This is a genomic window from Pseudonocardia alni, from assembly GCF_002813375.1.
Lineage (GTDB): Bacteria > Actinomycetota > Actinomycetes > Mycobacteriales > Pseudonocardiaceae > Pseudonocardia > Pseudonocardia alni.
This window is the reverse complement of sequence record NZ_PHUJ01000003.1, coordinates 920,422-937,801: the sequence shown is the minus strand read 5'-3', so window position 1 is coordinate 937,801 and position 17,380 is coordinate 920,422. Positions and strand designations below refer to the sequence as shown.

General features: G+C 75.2%; 14 protein-coding genes. 6 read left to right on the top strand and 8 right to left on the bottom strand.

The genetic code is table 11. From position 1 onward, the window contains the following. Positions 1 to 209: 209 nt before the first annotated feature. A complete protein-coding gene (locus tag ATL51_RS05545; protein WP_100877888.1) occupies positions 210 to 1,847 on the top strand; it encodes a purine-cytosine permease family protein in 1,638 nt (545 codons plus the stop codon). A 58-nt stretch (positions 1,848 to 1,905) separates the two neighbouring features. On the opposite strand, the gene ATL51_RS05540 is transcribed toward ATL51_RS05545, so the two are convergent. Genes ATL51_RS05540 through ATL51_RS05515 form a run of 6 tightly spaced genes read right to left on the bottom strand, consistent with a single transcriptional unit; the run spans position 1,906 to position 6,473 of the window. After that, positions 1,906 to 2,730 carry an urease accessory protein UreD gene (locus ATL51_RS05540; protein WP_100877887.1) on the bottom strand — a complete coding sequence of 275 codons (825 nt, stop codon included), beginning with the start codon at positions 2,728 to 2,730 and terminating at the stop codon, positions 1,906 to 1,908. 1 nt (position 2,731) lies between these two features. Next, complete coding sequence (gene ureG, locus ATL51_RS05535) at positions 2,732 to 3,469, bottom strand: urease accessory protein UreG (protein WP_100877886.1); 738 nt, start codon at positions 3,467 to 3,469, stop codon at positions 2,732 to 2,734. Beyond that, positions 3,459 to 4,136 carry an urease accessory protein UreF gene (locus ATL51_RS05530; RefSeq protein ID WP_100877885.1) on the bottom strand — a complete coding sequence of 226 codons (678 nt, stop codon included), beginning with the start codon at positions 4,134 to 4,136 and terminating at the stop codon, positions 3,459 to 3,461. Before ATL51_RS05530 ends, ureG begins: the two co-directional genes overlap by 11 nt. Then, complete coding sequence (locus tag ATL51_RS05525) at positions 4,136 to 5,851, bottom strand: urease subunit alpha (RefSeq protein WP_100877884.1); 1,716 nt, start codon at positions 5,849 to 5,851, stop codon at positions 4,136 to 4,138. The genes ATL51_RS05530 and ATL51_RS05525 overlap by 1 nt, the downstream gene beginning before the upstream one ends. Further along, positions 5,848 to 6,174 carry an urease subunit beta gene (locus ATL51_RS05520; protein WP_073575028.1) on the bottom strand — a complete coding sequence of 109 codons (327 nt, stop codon included), beginning with the start codon at positions 6,172 to 6,174 and terminating at the stop codon, positions 5,848 to 5,850. The genes ATL51_RS05525 and ATL51_RS05520 overlap by 4 nt, the downstream gene beginning before the upstream one ends. After that, the gene (locus ATL51_RS05515; protein WP_020622559.1) at positions 6,171 to 6,473 is read right to left on the bottom strand and encodes an urease subunit gamma; all 303 of its coding nucleotides are present in this window, start codon (positions 6,471 to 6,473) and stop codon (positions 6,171 to 6,173) included. Before ATL51_RS05515 ends, ATL51_RS05520 begins: the two co-directional genes overlap by 4 nt. Positions 6,474 to 6,722: 249 nt before the next feature. Between ATL51_RS05515 and ATL51_RS05510 the strand changes: the two genes are divergently transcribed. Further along, positions 6,723 to 8,648, top strand: a complete 1,926-nt coding sequence (locus tag ATL51_RS05510; RefSeq protein ID WP_100877883.1) for a solute carrier family 23 protein — start codon at positions 6,723 to 6,725, stop codon at positions 8,646 to 8,648. 7 nt (positions 8,649 to 8,655) lie between these two features. On the opposite strand, the gene ATL51_RS05505 is transcribed toward ATL51_RS05510, so the two are convergent. Beyond that, entirely contained in the window at positions 8,656 to 10,209 is a 1,554-nt protein-coding gene (locus ATL51_RS05505; RefSeq protein WP_100877882.1) for a PucR family transcriptional regulator, read from the bottom strand. Positions 10,210 to 10,301: 92 nt separating this feature from the next. Here ATL51_RS05505 and ATL51_RS05500 point away from each other — a divergent pair, with 92 nt between their 5' ends. Genes ATL51_RS05500 through ATL51_RS05490 form a run of 3 tightly spaced genes read left to right on the top strand, consistent with a single transcriptional unit; the run spans position 10,302 to position 15,209 of the window. Next, complete coding sequence (locus ATL51_RS05500; RefSeq protein WP_100877881.1) at positions 10,302 to 11,678, top strand: 8-oxoguanine deaminase; 1,377 nt, start codon at positions 10,302 to 10,304, stop codon at positions 11,676 to 11,678. A gap of 4 nt (positions 11,679 to 11,682) precedes the next feature. Continuing rightward, complete coding sequence (locus ATL51_RS05495; RefSeq protein ID WP_100877880.1) at positions 11,683 to 12,489, top strand: FAD binding domain-containing protein; 807 nt, start codon at positions 11,683 to 11,685, stop codon at positions 12,487 to 12,489. Further along, on the top strand, positions 12,486 to 15,209 hold the full coding sequence (locus ATL51_RS05490; protein ID WP_100877879.1) for a molybdopterin-dependent oxidoreductase: 2,724 nt from the start codon (positions 12,486 to 12,488) through the stop codon (positions 15,207 to 15,209). The genes ATL51_RS05495 and ATL51_RS05490 overlap by 4 nt, the downstream gene beginning before the upstream one ends. 15 nt (positions 15,210 to 15,224) lie before the next feature. On the opposite strand, the gene hchA is transcribed toward ATL51_RS05490, so the two are convergent. Then, complete coding sequence (gene hchA, locus ATL51_RS05485; protein WP_100877878.1) at positions 15,225 to 16,103, bottom strand: glyoxalase III HchA; 879 nt, start codon at positions 16,101 to 16,103, stop codon at positions 15,225 to 15,227. 140 nt (positions 16,104 to 16,243) lie between these two features. Between hchA and ATL51_RS05480 the strand changes: the two genes are divergently transcribed. Then, positions 16,244 to 17,299 carry an alcohol dehydrogenase catalytic domain-containing protein gene (locus tag ATL51_RS05480; protein ID WP_100877877.1) on the top strand — a complete coding sequence of 352 codons (1,056 nt, stop codon included), beginning with the start codon at positions 16,244 to 16,246 and terminating at the stop codon, positions 17,297 to 17,299. The last annotated feature ends 81 nt before the right edge of the window (positions 17,300 to 17,380 follow it).

The window sequence follows — 17,380 nt, the reverse complement described above, 5'->3', positions numbered from 1 at the left end:
ACCACGGTGGCCGGTCCGGCGCGGGCACGCACCCGTCGTGCCCGGATCGTCACGCAGTCGTCCCGGCCGGTCCGCCGGCCGTCACGCGGCGCCCGGATCGTCCGGGGCCGGTGTCACGCAGTCGTCACCCGACGGCAACCGGCGCCGCCGTTGCGGAACGCACCATTCCTCACCGGTGGTCCTCCGACCCGGCCACCGTGGGAGCTTCGATGACACAGGAGATGGACCGGACCACGGCGGCGCCGGCGGGAGCCGCGCGCGAGACGCTGGAGGACTACACGCTGCGGTTCGCGCCGCGCAGCTACCGCCGCTGGTCACCCGGCGTCGTCGGGGTGACCGCGCTCGGCGGCATCGCCTACCTCGCCGACTTCGCGATCGGCGCGAACATCGGTATCGCGTACGGCACGGTCAACGCCCTGTGGGGCATCGGCGTGTTCGCTCTGGTGATCATCGCGACCGGGCTGCCGCTGGCGTACTACGCGGCCCGCTACAACCTGGACCTGGACCTGATCACCCGCGGCAGCGGCTTCGGCTACTACGGCTCGATCCTGACCAACGTCATCTTCGCGACCTTCACCTTCATCTTCTTCGCCCTCGAGGGCTCGATCATGGCCCAGGGGCTCGAGCTGGGCCTGGGGCTGCCGCTGTGGGCGGGCTACGCCGTGTCCACGGTGATCATCTTCCCGCTGGTGGTGTACGGGATGTCGCTGCTGTCCACGCTGCAGGTGTGGACGACGCCGCTGTGGCTGGTCCTGATGGTGCTGCCCTTCGGCTACCTGCTGCTCGCGCACCCGGACTCGGTGTCGACGTTCCTGGCCTACCAGGGCGAGGACGGCGCGGGCACCCCCGGCCTCGGCTCGGTCATGCTCGCCGCCGGGGTGTGCCTGTCGCTGATCGCCCAGATCGCCGAGCAGATCGACTACCTGCGGTTCATGCCACCCAGGACCCCGGAGAACGCCCGCCGCTGGTGGGCCGCGACGCTGCTCGCCGGGCCGGGCTGGGTGCTGTTCGGGGCGGCGAAGCAGGTCGTCGGGCTGTTCCTCGCCGTCTATCTCATCGCGAACCTGGCCGACGGCGCGACGGTGGCCAACGAGCCGGTGCACCAGTTCCTGGTCATCTACCAGGAGCTCATGCCCGCGTGGCTGGCGATCACCCTGGCCGTGGTGCTCGTCGTCATCAGCCAGATCAAGATCAACGTCACCAACGCCTACTCCGGCTCGCTGGCCTGGACCAATTCCTTCACCCGGGTCACCGGCACCTACCCCGGGCGGCTGGTGTTCCTCGGCGTCAACCTGGTGATCGCGCTCGTGCTGATGGAGGCGAACATGTTCGACTTCCTCAACGCGATCCTCGGGTTCTACGCGAACATGGGCATCGCCTGGATCGTCGTGGTCGCCACCGACATCGTGGTGAACAAGTACCTGCTCGGCATCTCGCCGAGGTTCCCGGAGTTCCGCCGCGGCATGCTGTACGCGGTCAACCCGGTCGGGTTCGGCTCGGTGGTCGTCGCGGGCGGGCTGTCCATCGCGGCGTTCTTCGGGCTGCTGGGCGAGGCGATCGCGCCGTTCTCGCCGCTGGTCGCGATCGTGCTCGGCGTGGTGCTGCCCCCCGTGATCGCGCTGGCCACCCGCGGCCGCTGGTACCTGCGCCGCACCGACGACGGCATCGACCTGCCGATGCTCGACGAGCACGGCAACCCCTCGGCCGTCACCCTGCCGTGCCACGTGTGCGGGCAGGACCTGGAGCGACCGGACATGGCGGCGTGCCCCGCGCACGACGCCTACGTGTGCTCGCTGTGCCTGAGCACCGACCGGACGGGCGAGCACCTGCTCCCGGCCCAGGTGTGACCATCACCGGTGAGCGGAGCGGCACCCGGCCCCTCACCGGTACCGGTCACCCGGTGGCTCACCGGGCGGCGCGCACGGCCTCGGCGAGGCGGCGGGCGGCGGTGACGGCGTCGTGCGCGACGGCCGTCGCGAGCGCCCCGCGCCCGGGCAGCGGGGACAGGCTCCACCCGTCCCCGCAGGTCGCGAGGACCTGCTCGCGGGCGGGCCCGACCAGGACCTCGGTGCCCAGGACCCGGTGCCCGGCGAGGTGGGCGGGGGAGGCGTCGAGCAGCGGGTCGCCGATCTCCTGGGTCTGCACCAGCAGCGGCCGGCCGGGCGCGGCACCGTTCCCGGAGGCACCGTTCCCGGAGGCACCGCTCCCGCCGGCACCGCTCCCGCCGGCACTGCACTCGGTGACCCGGACGGTCCCGCGGCAGCGGCCCGGCCGCTCCCCGGTGCGGCCCGCAACCAGCAGGTCCCGGGCGCGCAGCGCGGCGGTCGGGGCGAGCACCACGTCGAGCACGGTCTCGTGGTGGGCCCGCCCGGTCACCACGGTCGGCTCCGGTAGGTAGGTCAGCGACCCGCCGTCGCCGACGCTGCAGCGCAGCACGGTCCGGCTCGGCCGGGCCGCGCGGTCGGCACTGCGGCCACCCGGCAGGGCGACGGCCGCCGCGACCCCGGTCAGGGTCAGGTGCGCCCCCGCGCCGACGGTCACGGTGAGGGTGACGTCGTCGCCGGCCAGCGGGGTCGAGGCCGACCCCACCAGGTGCACGACGGCGTCGGACCGGCTCGCACCGGTGACGCCACGACGGGGGACCAGGGCCAGCGGGGACTGCGCCCGCAGCGTGGTGACGACCGAGCGGCCGTCCCGCGCGACGACCACGAGCTCCGCGCAGGCCAGCACCTCAGACGCTCGCCCGGACCGCGGCGACCTGCTCGAGCACCCAGGCGCCGACGTCGCCGGCGCCCGGGTCCTCGACCAGCGACTGCGCGATCACCGGCAGCTCCCCGCGGATGCGCGCGGCGTCGCCGGTCATGACCCCGAGGTCGGCGCCGACCAGCGGCGCCAGGTCGGTCTTGTTGATCACGAGCAGGTCCGCGGTGGTGACGCCGGGGCCGCCCTTGCGGGGCACCTTGTCCCCGCCCGCGACGTCGACGACGAAGATCTGCCGGTCCACCAGGCCGCGGGAGAACACCGCGGTGAGGTTGTCCCCGCCGGACTCCACGAGCACCAGGTCCAGGTCGCCGAAGCGCTCCTCCAGCAGCTCGACGGCGTCGAGGTTGGCGGTGATGTCGTCGCGGATCGCGGTGTGCGGGCAGCAGCCGGTCTGCACGGCCTCGACCCGCTCCGGCGGCAGCACGGCGTTGCGGCGCAGGAAGTCCGCGTCCTCGGTGGTGTAGATGTCGTTGGTGACCACGGCCAGGCGGACCCGCTCGCCGAGGCTGCGGGCCAGCGCCGCGACCAGCGCCGTCTTGCCCGACCCGACCGGCCCGCCGATCCCGATCCGCACCGAGCGCCCGCCGGCCGGGACCGGTGCGTGGTGGTCGTGGTCGGTGACCGTCGGGTCGAAGCTGATCACATGACCGTGGCCGTGCCCGGTCTGCCCGGTCTGCCCGGTCGGCGGGCTCTGTTCAGGAGGCAAAGAGACGCACCCTCTCGCGGTGGTGGTGGACGTGGGACTCGGCCATGAGGTCGAGGACCGGCGCGCCGGGCGCCGGGAGGTCGGCGGGGTCGCCCACCGCGAGGTCCGCGGCCTCGTCGACGACGACGGCCAGGTCGTCGTCCAGGGCGACGAGCGCGGCGTTGACGGCGAACGGGTCCAGCCCGAGCAGCCGGACCGCCGCCGACGCGGGCCCGGAGACGGCGAGGTAGCCGACGCAGCGGGCCGCGTCGGACGGGGACTCCCCGGCGACGCCGACGACGACGCCGACGATCAGCGGATGGTGCGGGCGCCGGTCGACCGCGACGAGCGTGTCGAGCTCCGGCGACGGCCACGCCGCCCGCGCCGCGCGCAGGGCGGCCTTCCCCTGCACCCGCGACGCCTCGCGCTGCGCGAGCGACGGCGTGCGCGCGTCGAGTGCCGCGTCCAGCGCCCCGAGCCGGTCCCGGCCCGCGGGGTGCGCGGCGGCCGCGGCGGCGCAGGCCGCGACCCGGCCCGCGGTGCGCAGCCGCGCCCGCAGGAACGCGTGCAGCGACGCGACGTCGGTGACCAGCCCCCGCTCGGCGGCCTCCTCCAGCCCGCCGGAGTGCACGTGCCCGCCGCCGGGGAACCGGGCGTCGGCGAGCACCAGTGACGCGAGACCCGCCATCAGAACAGGAAGTACCGCTGCGCCATCGGCAGCTCGCTCACCGGCGCGGGCTCGACGACGGCGCCGTCGATCGTCACCTCGAACGAGTCCGGGTCGACGCGCACGTCCGGGGTGGCGTCGTTGCGCAGCATCCCGGCCTTGCGCACCGAGCGGGTGTCGGCCACCGGCACCGCGGGCGTCGCCAGCCCGAGCCGCTCGGGAACGCCCGCCTCCAGCGCCGACGGCGCCATGAAGGTGAGCGAGCCGAGCGCGGCGGGGGTGTGGGCGTAGCCGAACATCGGGCGTCCGTAGACCGGGCCGGGCGTGGGGATGGAGGCGTTCGCGTCGCCCATCTGCGCCCACACGGCGAACCCGCCCTTGAGGACGACCTCGGGGCGCACCCCGAAGAACTTCGGCTCCCACAGCACCAGGTCGGCGAGCTTGCCGACTTCGACCGACCCGACGTGCTCGGCGGCGCCGTGGGCGAGTGCGGGGTTGATCGTGTACTTGGCGACGTAGCGCTGCGCACGCAGGTTGTCCGCCCGCTCGGAGTCACCGGGCAGCGGGCCGCGGGCGGCCTTCATGACGTGCGCGGTCTGCCAGGTCCGGATGACGACCTCGCCGATCCGGCCCATCGCCTGCGAGTCGCTCGACATCATCGAGATCGCGCCCAGGTCGTGCAGCACGTCCTCGGCGGCGATCGTCGTCGGGCGGATGCGGGACTCGGCGAAGGCCAGGTCCTCGGGCACCGACGGGTTCAGGTGGTGGCACACCATGAGCATGTCGAGGTGCTCGTCGAGGGTGTTCACGGTGTGCGGGCGGGTCGGGTTCGTCGACGACGGCAGCACGTGCGAGGTGCCGACGACCTCGATGATGTCCGGGGCGTGCCCGCCGCCGGCGCCCTCGGTGTGGAAGGCGTTGATCGAGCGCCCGGCGATCGCGGCCAGTGTGGACTGCAGGAACCCGGCCTCGTTGAGGGTGTCGGTGTGGATCGCGGCCTGCACGCCGGTCTCCTCGCACACCCGCAGGCAGGCGTCGATCGCCGCCGGGGTGGTGCCCCAGTCCTCGTGCAGCTTGAACCCGCCCGCCCCGGCGCGCAGCTGCTCGTGCAGCGCCTCGGCCGAGACCGTGTTGCCCTTGCCCATCAGCAGCAGGTTCACCGGCTGGTGGTCCATCGCCTGCAGCATCCGGCCGATGTTCCAGGGGCCGGGCGTGACGGTGGTGGCCTTCGACCCGTCGACCGGGCCGGTGCCGCCGCCGAACAGCGTCGTGACCCCGGACGCGAGTGCGGTCTCGACCAGCTGCGGGCAGATGAAGTGCACGTGCGCGTCGATCGCACCGGCGGTGAGGATGCGGCCGTTGCCGGCCAGGACCTCGGTGCCGGGCCCGATTACCAGCGCCGGGTCGACCCCGTCCATCGTGTCGGGGTTGCCGGCCTTGCCGATGCCGACGATCCGGCCGCCCTTGACGCCCACGTCGGCCTTCACCACGCCCCAGTGGTCCAGCACGACGGCGCCGGTGATCACCAGGTCCGGGCAGTCCGCGGCCGCGACGGCGGCCTGCCCCATCGACTCCCGGATCACCTTGCCGCCGCCGAACATGACCTCGTCGCCGGACGCCGGGCCGCGCGAGCGATCCTCGGTGACCTCGATCAGCAGGTTCGTGTCGGCGAGCCGGACCCGGTCCCCGACGGTCGGGCCGTACAGGTCGGCGTAGCGCGCGCGGTCGATGGTCACTGCTCGTAGCTCCGCTCGTCGAGGGCGCCGGCCCGTTCCGCACGCAGACCGGGGACCCGGCGCGCCCCGGCGATCGGCACCAGCGTCACCTCGCGCTCCACACCGGGCTCGAACCGCACCGACGTCCCGGCGGGGACGTCAAGCCGGTGTCCCCACGCGGCGTCGCGGTCGAAGGACAGTCCGGGGTTCGCAGCGGCGAAGTGGTAGTGCGACCCGACCTGCACCGGGCGGTCCGCGGCGTTGACCACGGTCAGCGTCAGCCGGGGGCGGCCGGGGTGCAGCTCGACCGGCTCGGTGCCGACGAGGATCTCGCCGGGCGTCATGCGATCGGCCCGTGCACGGTGACGAGCTTCGTGCCGTCCGGGAAGGTGGCCTCCACCTGCACCGAGTCGAGCATCTCCGGGACGCCGTCGAGGACGTCGTCGCGGGTCAGGACCTCCCGGCCGCTGCTCATCAGCTCGCTGACGGTGCGGCCGTCGCGGGCGCCCTCCAGGACGTGCTCGGTGATCAGCGCGACCGACTCCGGGTAGTTCATCCGCAGACCCCGCTCGCGACGCCTGCGGGCGACGTCGGCGGCGACGTGGACGAGGAGCTTGTCGCGCTCGCTCGGGCTGAGGTGCATGCCCCGCATTGTGTCCGGACCCGGGTTGCGACGGGATTGCCGGGAGGTTCCGAACGGTGTCCCGCCGGGGGCCCGATGACCGGGTCGACTGTCGGAACCTACGAAAGCCCCGCGACGAGCGGCCCGGGGTTCGTCGGAGACGGCGGTGCCGGGCGGTCCCGGCCCGGGCGCATGGTGATGCAGGTCGCAATCCGGCCCCCTCCGCGCGCCCTGCCCCGTCACACCCTCCGGCTCCCATCGAGGTCACCGATGCGCCTGCGCCGATCCACCAGCCGAACCACCGATCCCGCCCGCCCCGTCCACCCGGTCGACCGGGTGCCGCCCGCCGGACGGCTCGCCGTCTACGGCATGCAGCACGTGCTGGCGTTCTACGCCGGCGCCGTCGTCGTGCCGATCCTGCTCGCCAACGCCATCGGTCTCGACGAGCGCCAGCTCATCCACCTGATCAACGCCGACCTGTTCACCTGCGGCATCGCCTCGATCCTGCAGTCGGTCGGGATCGGCCGGATCGGGGTGCGGCTGCCGCTGCTGCAGGGCGTCACGTTCACCGCGGTCTCGCCGATGATCGCGATCGGGCTGGCCGCGGGTGGTGGCACCGCCGGGCTCACCACCATCTACGGCGCGGTGATCGTCGCCGGGCTGGTGACCTTCCTCGCCGCGCCCTACGTCGCGCGGCTGCTGCGCTTCTTCCCGCCGGTCGTCACCGGCACGGTGATCACCGTGATCGGGCTGGCGCTGCTGCCGGTCGCCGCGACCGACGCCGTCGGCGGCGCGAACGCCCCCGACCCCGGGAACCCGCTGTACCTCGGGCTCGCCCTCGGCACGCTCGCGGTGATCGTGCTGATCCAGCGGCTGTTCCGCGGTTTCCTCGCCACCGTCGCGGTGCTCGCCGGGCTCGTGCTCGGGACGCTGGCCGCGGTGCCGTTCGGTCTGGTCGACCTGTCCGCGGTGGGGGAGTCGGACTGGGTCGGGGTCACCACGCCGTTCCACTTCGGCTGGCCGCAGTTCTCGCTCGCCGCGATCCTGTCGATGATCGTCGTCATGATGATCACCGCGGTCGAGACGACCGGTGACGTGATCGCCACCGGCGAGATCGTGGACAAGAAGGTCGGGCCGGACGACGTCGCCCGCGCCCTGCGCGCCGACGGCGCCGCCACCACCCTGGGCGGTGTCCTCAACTCCTTCCCCTACACCTGCTTCGCCGAGAACGTCGGCCTCGTCCGGCTCACCCGGGTCTCCAGCCGCTGGGTGGTCGCCGCCGCGGGCGGTTTCATGATCCTCATCGGGCTGGTGCCGAAGGCCGGGGCGCTGGTCGCGGCCGTGCCGCACCCGGTGCTGGGCGGGGCGGCGCTGGCGATGTTCGCGACCGTCGCCGTCGTCGGGATCCAGACGCTGTCGCGGGTCGACTTCCGCGACCACCGCAACGTCGTCGTGGTCGGGTCCGGGCTCGGGGTCGCGCTGTTCGTGACCGTGCAGCCGGACGTGGCGCAGGCTCTGCCACAGTGGGCGGGCATCGTGCTCGGCTCCGGGATCACCGCGGGCAGCGTCGTCGCGATCGGGCTCAACCTGCTGTTCTTCCACACCGGGCGCCGCCGCGGCGCCGCCCCCGCGACGGCCGGCGGGGACACCGTGACCTTCGACCGGCTCGCCGGCGCCGACGCCGGGGAGTTCGCCGCGGTCCTCGGGCGGCTGTTCGAGGGCCCGACCGCGGTGCCCGGGCGGGTGCACGCCCGCGGCCCCTTCACCGACGCCACGGCGCTGCGCGCCGCGGTGCAGGACGAGCTGTTCGCCGCGCCGCCCGAGGAGCAGCGGGCGCTGATGGGCCACTACCCCGATCTGGGCGGTCTGGTGGGCACCGGCTCCGCCGCGCCGGCGTCCGCCCGCGACGGGGGCACCGCGACCACGGGCGCCGGCGCGGCGGCACTGCGCGACCGGGCCGGTCTGGCCCTGCTCGACGGCGACGACCGCGCCGAGCTCGGCCGGCTCGCCGCGGCCTACCGGGAGCGGTTCGGGTTCCCGCTGATCGTGTGCCTGCGCGACGCCGGGGACCGCGGCGCCCTGCTCGCGACCGCGCGGCGCCGGCTCACCCACCCGCCGGCGCAGGAGCACGCGGCGGCGCTCGTCGCCGTCGCGACCGTCGCCGGGCACCGCTTCGACGACCTCGTGTCCGGCTGAGCCGCCGTCAGCGCGAGCGCAGCGCCAGGTAGAGGTCGACGCGGTCGGCGAACGACGACGGGTCGCGCCCGGTCAGCTCCGCCACCCGGCCGATCCGGTACCGGACGGTGTTGACGTGCAGGTGCAGCCGGGCCGCGGTCCGGTTCCACGACCCGGACTCGTCGAGGAAGACCCCCAGGGTCTCCAGCAGCCCGGTGCCCGACCGCGCGTCGTGGTCGAGCACCGGGCCGAGGACCTGGGCGGCGAAGCCGCGCCGCACGTCGTCGGGGACCCCGGCCAGCAGCGCGACGTGCGAGGTGATCTCCCCGGCCCGCACCGAGGTCACCGGGCCGGACCGGGCCGCCGCCAGCCCCGCGGCGTGCCCGGCCTCGGCGAGTGCACCGGACAGCGCGTCCGCCGCCGACGGCCGCGACACCCCGGCCGAGAGCCGTCCGCCGGCCAGGCCCGGTCCGAGCCGGTGCACCGCGGCGAGCACCTGTTCCACCGGGTCCGGGGCGTCCCGGGCCCCGGGCACCGCGACGACGGCGACCGCGTCGCCGCCCTGCACGCCGACCGCGGCCGGGCCGGTGCCGACCAGCGCGTCGAGCAGCACGGTGTGCGCGGTGTCGGCCGGGTCCGCGACGCCCGAGGCGCGCAGCACGACCACGGCGAGGGTCCCGTCCGGCTCGACCCCGGCCTGGCGCAGCCGCACCCGGGTCTCGGGGCGGTCCCCGGTGTCGGCGGCGATCCGGGCCAGCGCGTCGTCGGCGATCGGGCGGGCCACCGCAGCACCCTCCCGGCGCCGGGACCGGTCCAGCGCGGCGATCGCGGCCAGCTCGCCGACGGCGTCGACGGCGTCGGTCCCCGCCTGCGCCGTGCCCGGCGGCAGCTGCGCCGCGACCAGCCAGCCGGTGGCCCGGGCCGTCCCCGGTGCCGCGGGCACCACCAGGTGCGCCGCACCCGCCGGCCCGGCCGGGACGGTCACCGGCAACCGGCCCGCGGTCAGGAACCCGGCGACGACGGCGTCGCGCTCGGCCTCGGGCAGGGCCGGACCGGCGAGCAGGCCGCCCGCCGCGGTCAGCACCCGGCAGACCAGGCCGGTGCCCGCCGACACCGCTGCGGCGAGCTCGGCCAGCTCCGCGCCGCCGGCGAACGCGGCGAGCAGCCGCCGGTGCCGGCCCAGGGTGTGGGCGAGCCGGTCCCCGCGGGCCGCGGACAGCGCCCCGATCACCGCCTCGGTCACCGCGCCGAACGACACGTCCACCGGCACCGCGACCAGCACGAGGTCGTGGCGGCGGCAGGCGTCGACGACGTCGGCCGGGATGTCGCCGAACACGGCCTCCCCGGCCACCAGCGCCGCCGCACCGGACCGCGCGACCGCCGCGACGAACCGCTCCGAGTCCGCGGGCGTCCGCCGCCACACCAGGCCGGACACGACCAGCTCACCGCCGCCCAGGTAGCGCGACGGGTCGGGCAGGTCGGTCGGGTAGACCCATCGCACGGACCGGTCCAGGTCGGCCGCCGAGCCGTGCAGGACCCGCAGCCGCAGCTCCGGGCGTGCGACGAGCTCCGAGAGCAGCATGGGAGAAACCTACAACTCGGTGCGCCGCGGGGGATCCCGATTCGTCACGGCGGTGCCTTCTCCCGGTGACCGGCGCGCGGTGCACTGGGTCCATGCAGCAGCCGAGCGCCGGCCGGACCGCACACCGGACCGCCATCGAAGGTGCCCACGTCGTCACCGTCACCGGGGAGGAGATCCCCGGCGGGCACGTCGTCGTCGAGGGGGAACGGATCGCGGGCGTCGGGCCCGGTCCCGCCCCGGCGGGGTCCTACGACCGCCGGGTCGACGCCCGCGGCTGCCTGCTCACCCCGGGCCTGGTCAACACCCACCACCACCTCTACCAGTGGGTGACCCGCGGGCTCGCCGTCGACCACACGCTGTTCGAGTGGCTGACCACGCTGTACCCGGTGTGGGCGGGCATCGACGAGCACGCCGTGCACACCGGCGCCACCGGCGCGCTGTCCGCGCTCGCGTTGTCGGGCTGCACCACCACGACCGACCACCACTACGTCTTCCCCCGCGAGGGCGGGGACGTGCTCGGCGCCGAGATCCGCGCCGCGCAGCAGGTGGGGCTGCGGTTCCACCCGACCCGCGGCTCGATGGACCTCGGGCGCAGCGCGGGCGGGCTGCCGCCGGACCACGTCGTCTCCGACCGCGACGAGATCCTCGCCGCGTCCGCCGACGCCGTCGCCCGCTGGCACGACCCGTCGCCGGGGTCGATGCTGCGGATCGCGCTGGCCCCGTGCTCGCCGTTCTCGGTGACGCCGGAGCTGATGCGCGACTCCGCGACGCTGGCCCGCGAGCTCGGGGTACGGCTGCACACCCACCTCGCCGAGACCGACGACGAGGAGGCGTACTGCCGGGAGCGCTTCGGCGCCACCCCCACCGAGTACGTCGCCGACCTGGGCTGGACCGGGCCCGACGTGTGGTTCGCCCACACCGTGCACCTCGACGACGACGCGGTGAAGACGATCGGTGCGACCGGCACCGGCGTCGCGCACTGCCCCACCTCCAACGGCCGGCTCGGCGCGGGCATCGCGCGGGTCCGCGACCTCGTCGACGCGGGCGCCCGGGTCGGGATCGGTGTCGACGGCGCCGCCTCCAACGAGGGCACCCACCTGCTGGAGGACGTCAAGCACGCTGTCCTGTTCGCCCGCGCCGCGGGCGGCCCCCGCGCCCTGTCGGTGCGCGAGGCCCTCGAGCTCGGCACGCTCGGCGGTGCCAGGGTGCTCGGTCGCGAGGACGAGATCGGGTCGATCGAGACCGGCAAGCTCGCCGACCTCGCCCTGTGGCGGCTCGACGGGTTCCGGCACCGCGACGTCGCCGACCCGGTCGCCGCCCTCGTCCTGGGCACCCCGCCGCCGCTGGAACTGCTGCTCGTGCACGGCCGCCCGGTCGTCGAACGGGACACCGTGCTCACCGTCGACACCGACGCCGTCGCCGCCGAGTGCGCCGCCGTGCACCGCGCCCTCGTGGCCAAGGCGGGGTGAGCGGATGGACCTGCACACCGTCACCGGGTTCCGGCGCGCCCGCGAGCGCGCCGACCTGGCGCTGGCGCCGGGGGAGCGGATCCTCGCCGGCGGGACGTGGCTGTTCTCCGAGCCGCAGCCCGCCGTCACCGGCCTGGTCGACCTCACCACGATGGGCTGGGAGCCCCTCTCCGACCTGCCCGACGGCGGCCTGTCGGTGGCCGCGACCTGCCCGATCGCCGACCTCGCCGCGTACGGCGAGCGCACCGGGACCCCGCTGTTCGCCGAGTGCGCGCACGCCCTGCTCGCGTCGTGGAAGATCTGGCACACCGCGACCGTCGGCGGGAACGTGTGCCGCGCCTACGCCGCCGCCGGGATGGTCGCCCTCGCCGCGACGCTCGACGGGCTCGCCGTCGTCTGGACCCCCGACGGCGAGGAGTACCGCGCCCCGGTCGCGTCGCTCGTCACCGGCAACGGCACCACCGCGCTGCGTCCCGGCGAGGTCCTGCGCGCGGTCGAGCTGCCCGGCGCCGCACTCCGCGCCCGCACCGCCTTCCGCAGGATCGCACTCGCCGAGCTCGGCCGCTCCGGCGCCGTGCTCACCGGGCGGGTCGACACCGCACCCGACGGCGGCGCCGCCACGTTCGTGATCACCGCCGCGACCGAGGCGCCCACCGTCCTGCGCTACCCGGCCGGCGTGCCCGACGCGGACCGGCTGCGCGCCGACGTCGACGCCGTCGACGGCTGGTACACCGACCCGCTCGGTTCCGCGGACTGGCGCCACGGGGTCAGCGCGGTGCTGCTGGAGCAGATCCGGGAGGAGCTGTCGTGAAACTGCACGTCAACGACACCGAGCTGGAGGCGGAGCCCGCCCCGGGGCAGTGCACCCGCACGTTCCTGCGCGAGCACGGGCACCTCGAGGTGAAGAAGGGGTGCGACGCCGGGGACTGCGGCGCCTGCACCGTCCTGCTCGACGACCGGCCCGTGCACTCGTGCCTGATCCCCGCCCAGCGTCTCGACGGCGCGCGGGTCACCACCGTCGCCGGGCTGGCCGGGCCGGACGGGGAGCTGCACCCGGCCCAGGCCGCGTTCGTGGAGAAGTTCGGGTTCCAGTGCGGGTTCTGCACGGCCGGCCAGATCGTCACCGCCACCGCGCTCACCCCCGACGACCTCGACGACCTGCCGCGGCGGATGAAGGGCAACCTGTGCCGCTGCACCGGCTACCGCAGCATCCGCGAGGCGATCGAGACCGGCGTCCGCGGCGGCTGCACCCCGCGCGCCACGGGCGGGACCGCCGGCACCGTCGGCTGCTCGGCGCGGCCCCCGGCCGCGGAGCGCATCGTCACCGGCAGCGAGCCGTTCACCTTCGACACCGACCTCACCGGGGCCCTGCACCTGCGGATCCTCGGCTCCCCGCACGCCCACGCCCGCATCCGGTCGATCGACACCACCGCGGCCGCAGCCGCGCCGGGCGTCGCGCTGGTGCTGACCCACCACGACGTGCCGGACCTGCGCTACTCCACCGCCCGGCACGAGCACCGCACCGACGACCCCGACGACACCCGGATGCTCGACGACGTCGTCCGCCACGTCGGGCAGCGGGTCGCCGCCGTCGTCGCGCAGACCCCGGCGCAGGCCGAGGCGGCCTGCGCGCTGGTCGCCGTCGACTACGAGGTGCTGCCCGCCGTCCTCGACCCGGAGGCGGCGCGGCGGCCCGGTGCGCCGTCGGTGCACCCGGACCGGACCCCCGCCGACCGCGTCGACGACGCCGGGCGCAACGTCGTGCTCGCCCTGCACGGCGGGCACGGCGGCGACGTCGACGCCGCTCTGCGCGCCTCCGCGCACACCGTCACCGGCACCTGGCGCACCAGCCGGGTCTCCCACGCCCAGCTGGAGTGCCACGGCGCGATCGGCTCGCTCGACGACGACGGCAGGCTCGTCGTGCGGGCGGGCACCCAGGTCCCGTTCCTCACCCGCGGCGAGCTCGCCCGCGTCCTCGGACTCGACCCGGACCGGGTCCGGGTGCACACCGCGCGGGTCGGTGGTGGGTTCGGCGGCAAGCAGGAGATGTTCGCCGAGGACCTCGTCGGGCTCGCGGTGCTGCGGACCGGGCGTACCGTCGTCCACGAGTTCACCCGGTCCGAGGAGTTCACCCGCACCGCGCTGCGCCACCCGATGCGGGTCGCGGTCACCCTCGGCGCCGACGACGACGGCCACCTCACCGCGATGAAGCTCGACGTCCTGTCCGACACCGGCGCCTACGGCAACCACTCCCGCGGGGTGCTGTTCCACTCCGTCGCCGAGTCGGTCAGCGTCTACAACTGCCCCGTCAAGCGCCTCGACGCCGAGGTCGTCTACACCCACAACGTGCCCAGCGGCGCGTTCCGCGGCTACGGCCTGGGCCAGGTGATGTTCGCCGTCGAGTCCGCGATGGACGAGCTCGCGATCGCCACCGGCCTCGACCCGTTCGAGCTGCGCCGGCGCACCATGGTGCGCGCCGGGGACCCGCTGCACGTCGCCCACCACGGCGAGCCGGAGCACGACCTGCACTGGACCAGCTACGGCATGGACCAGTGCCTCGACCTCGTCCAGGACGCCCTGGCCGACGGCACCGGCGACCCGGTCCCCGACGGCCCGACATGGCGGGTCGGGGAGGGTGTCGCCCTGGGCATGATGACGACGATGGCCCCGTTCGGGCACGCCGCGACCACCACGGTGACGCTGCTGCCCGGCGGGCGCTACCGGCTCGGCGCCGGCACCGTCGAGTTCGGCAACGGCACCACGACCACCCACCGCCAGGTCGTCGCCATCGTGCTCGGCACGACCCCGGACCGCGTCGACGCCCACCACGGCGACACCGACGCCTGCGGCTACGACACCGGGGCGTTCGCCTCGGCGGGCACCACCGTGGCGGGCAAGGCACTGCACGCCGCGGCGACCGCGCTGCGGGAGCGGATCCTCACCGTCACCGGCGGCGGGGAGCTGCACGCGGCCGGGGTCACGGCGCCCGGCGGCGAGTGGACGCTCGACGACGTGCTGGCCGCCGCGTCCTCGCCCGCGGGGCTGGCGGCCACGGGGGAGGAGCCCGGCACCGCGCGGGCGATCACGGCGAACTGCCACGGCGTGCGCGTCGCGGTGGACACCGCGACCGGCGAGGTCCGTGTGCTGCGCTCGGTGCAGGCCGTCGACGCCGGCACCGTCCTGAACCCCGAGCAGCTGCGCGGGCAGGTCGAGGGAGGCGCCGCGATGGGGCTGGGCAGCGCGCTCTACGAGGAGGTGTACGTGGGGGAGTCCGGGGAGGTCCTCAACCCGGTGTTCCGCACCTACCGGGTGCCGCAGATGGCCGACGTCCCGGACACCGAGGTGCGGTACGCCCGCACCCACGACGCGCTCGGCACCTACGGCGCGAAGTCGATGAGCGAGGCGCCCTACAACCCGGTCGCGCCCGCGGTCGCGAACGCGATCCGCCGCGCGCTGGGGGTGCGGCCGTACCACCAGCCGTTCAGCCGCGACCGGGTGTGGCGGCTGGCGGCCGGTGGCACGGCGCCCTGAGGCGCCGGGGCGGGGTCAGCCCCGGCGGCGCGCGTGCTCCAGCAGCGCGGTCGCGGTGAGCTTGCCCAGCTCGTTCGCGGCCAGCGGGCTGTCGCCGGTGATGACGTTGCGGTCGGTGGTGCAGCGGCCGGTCATGTCGTCGTTGACGACACGGACGCCCTCGTCCTGGAGGGCCTTGCCGAGCAGCCAGGGCATCTCACCGGGCAGGTAGCCGATGTCGATGTTGGCGCCGGCGTCGAGCGCGTCGGGGAACACGCACATCTCGTAGCCCTCGAACACCGACCGGCCGCGGCCGATGCGGGTCGAGAGGAACGCGGCGGGACCGTGACACAGCGACACCACGAGCCGGTCGGTGCGCATCGCCCACTCCAGGGTGTCCCGGACGTCGGTGGAGAACGGCAGCCCGGACAGCGCACCGTGCCCGCCGGGGACGAACACCGCGAGGTAGTCCGAGTCCTCGCCCAGCTCGCGCTCGACGACCTCGGCCAGCGACTTCGGGGCCCGCCACTGCGCGAGCAGCGTGTCGCGGGCGCTGCCGACCGCCTCGTCCTCGCCGGGGTAGGCCCACCACTCGAACTTCGCCGGGTTGCCGGTGAGCGTCGCGATCTCGACGCCGAACCCGGCCTCCAGGACGTGGTGCAGGGGGAGCAGGGTCTCCACCGGGTGGTTGCCGGTGGAGAAGAAGGTGCCGTTGCCCATGCGCAGGTAGCGCTCGTCGGTGGCCAGCACGAGCACCTTCCAGCGGCCGCCGGACCAGGCGTTCCGCTCGGTGGCGAGACCGTCGAAGTCGGTTCTCGGCGCGGTGTAGGCGTCCAGCGAGTACGGCGACGGGAAGTACGCCTCGTGCTCCGCCGGGTCCGCGGTCGGGTCCTTGCTGAGCGTGCTGTCGGACATCGGGGTGCCTCCGGGTCGTTCGTGCGGTGCCCGCACGGCGTACCCCCGCCCGGTGCCGGTGAACCGCGCCGCCGTGCGTTCACCAACTTGTCCATACAGGGTGGTGGACGGTCCGGCGAGGTGGTGCGACCGTCGCGGGCATGGCAGCTCCCGTGACGACCGCCCGCTACGCCCGCTGGGACGGTGTCGGCGCCCCGTTCCGCCTGGTCACGACCGCGCTCGGCGCGCCGGGGCCGGGTGAGGTCCTGGTGGCGGTCGACCTGGCGACGGTGTGCGGGTCGGACCTGCACACGACCCGCGGCCATCGCTCGTCGCCGGTGCCGGGGGTGCTCGGGCACGAGCAGGTCGGGCGGGTCGTCGCGACGGCGCCGGGCCTGCGCCACGTCGACGGCGCGCCGGTCCGGACCGGCGACCGGATCGTCTTCTCGGTCGCCGCGTCCTGCGGGGAGTGCCGCCGCTGCCGTCGCGGGATCCCGCAGAAATGCGCCGACCTGCACAAGTACGGCCACGCCCCGCTGGACGAGGCCCGTCCGCTGACCGGCGGGTTCGCCACCCACTGCCTGCTCGCCCCGGGCACGGCGACGGTCGTCGTCCCTCCAGCGGTGCCCGACGAGGTCGCCGCACCCGCCTCGTGCGCGACGGCCACGGTCGCCGCGGTCCTCGACGCCGCGGGCTCGCCGGGCCTGGGAACGCGGGTGCTGGTGACCGGTGCGGGCATGCTCGGCGTGACCGCGGCGGCGATGGCCTCCCGCGCGGGTGCCGAGGTCGTGGTCGCCGACCCGCACGCCGACCGTCGCGCCCGGGCACGTCGCTTCGGCGCAGCGGACACGGTCGGGACCCCGCCGGAGCGGGCGTTCGACGTCGCGCTGGAGCTGTCCGGTGCACCCGCCGCCGTGCGCGCCTGCCTCGACGCGCTCGACGTCGGCGGCACCGCCGTCCTCGCCGGGTCGGTCTCGCCCGGCCCCGCGGTGGGACTCGACCCGGAACGCCTGGTCCGCGGGCTGCACACGGTCGTCGGCGTGCACAACTACGCCCCCCGCCACCTCGCCGCCGCGGTCGCGTTCCTCGTCGCGGAGCACACGCGGTTCCCGTTCGCCGAGCTGACCGGTGGCCCGTGGTCCCTCGACGCGCTCGACGACGCCTTCGCCGCCGCCGGGTTGCCGGGTGCGGCGCCGCGCCAGGCCGTGCGTCCCTGACGTCGCTCCCGATCGCCGGGCCGGGCCATCGCACGAACCGATGCGGCAGGGCGGTCCTTCTCCCGGCTCCGGAGGGGATGT